The organism is Streptomyces sp. URMC 123, assembly GCF_051386515.1.
Taxonomy (GTDB): Bacteria; Actinomycetota; Actinomycetes; order Streptomycetales; family Streptomycetaceae; genus Streptomyces.
On the sequence record NZ_JBPQTV010000614.1, the window covers coordinates 1 to 1,343 of the forward strand.

At 75.7% G+C, this 1,343-nt stretch carries 1 protein-coding gene; it reads left to right on the plus strand.

The genetic code is table 11. The features are described 5' to 3' along the window. On the plus strand, positions 1–1,343 hold a 1,343-nt coding region (locus ACSNOD_RS31210; protein ID WP_436770442.1), incomplete at both ends, for a spermidine synthase.

Below are 1,343 nucleotides of genomic sequence, written 5' to 3' on the forward strand. Positions count from 1 at the left end.
TGCCCGTGCCGGCCGGGGTCGGCCGCCTCCTCGTACTGGCCGCCGTGTTCGTCTGCGCCGCCTGCGGCCTCGTCTACGAACTGGAACTCGTCGCCCTCGCCTCGTATCTGATCGGCGACTCCGTCACCCAGGCCTCCGTCGTGCTGTCGGTGATGGTCTTCGCCATGGGCGTCGGCTCCCTCCTCGCCAAACGGCTGCGCTGCCGGGCCGCCGCCGGCTTCGGCTGCGTGGAGACCCTGCTGGCGCTCGTCGGCGGCTGCTCCGCGATGGCGCTCTACGCCTCCTTCGCCTGGTTCGGCCAGTCCCGCGCCACGCTCGTCGGCTTCTCCCTCGCCATCGGCGTGCTCATCGGCGCCGAGGTGCCGCTGCTGATGACCCTCATCCAGCGGATCAGACGCCAGGACGCGGGCGGCGCGGTGGCCGATCTGTTCGCCGCGGACTACGTGGGCGCCCTGGTCGGCGGCCTGGCCTTCCCCTTTCTGCTGCTGCCCGTGCTCGGGCAGCTCAGCGGCGCCCTGCTCACCGGCGCGGTGAACGTGGTCGCCGGCGGCGGCCTGGTGCTCTGGCTGTTCCGCCGCGACCTCAGCCGCCGCTCCCGCTGGCTGTTGCTGCTCGCCAATGTGCTGGTGCTGGTGGTGCTCGCGGTCGGCGGGGTGTTCGTCGACGCCTTCGAGCGGGCGGCCCGGCGGGCGGTGTACGGGCCGGACGTGCGGATCGCGGTGCAGTCGGACGTCCAGGAGGTCGTGGTGACGGGCCGGGGCGCCGCGCCGGGCGCGTTCGCCGGGGCGCCGGAGCGGGGGCGGAGTGGTGCGCCCGAGCGGGGCGGTGCGCCCGAGCCGGAGGGCGTGCCCGAGCCGGAGGGCGTGCCCGAGCGGGAGGGTGCGCCCGAGCGGGAGGGCGGGCGCGGTGGCGGCGGCCGGGGGGGCGAACGGCCGCTGTCCCTCTTCCTCGACGGGCGGCTGCGGGTGAGCGGGCGCGACGAGTTCCGCTACCACGAGGCGCTGGTCCACCCGGCGATGGCGGGCCGGCACGGCCGGGTGCTCGTCCTCGGCGGCGGCGACGGGCTCGCCGCCCGCGAGGTGCTGCGCTACCCCGGCGTCCGGTCCGTCACGCTCGTCGAACTCGACCCGCTGGTGGTGCGGTTGGCCCGTACGGACCCGGGGCTGCTGGCCCTCAACGGCGGCTCGCTCCACGACCGGCGGGTGCGGGTGGTCCACGCGGACGCGTTCGACTGGCTGCGCGGGGGCGCCCGGGGCGGGCCGTACGACGTGGTGCTCTCCGATCTGCCCGACCCCGGCATCACCCCCAGTACGAAGCTGTACTCGCAGGAGTTCTACGGGCTC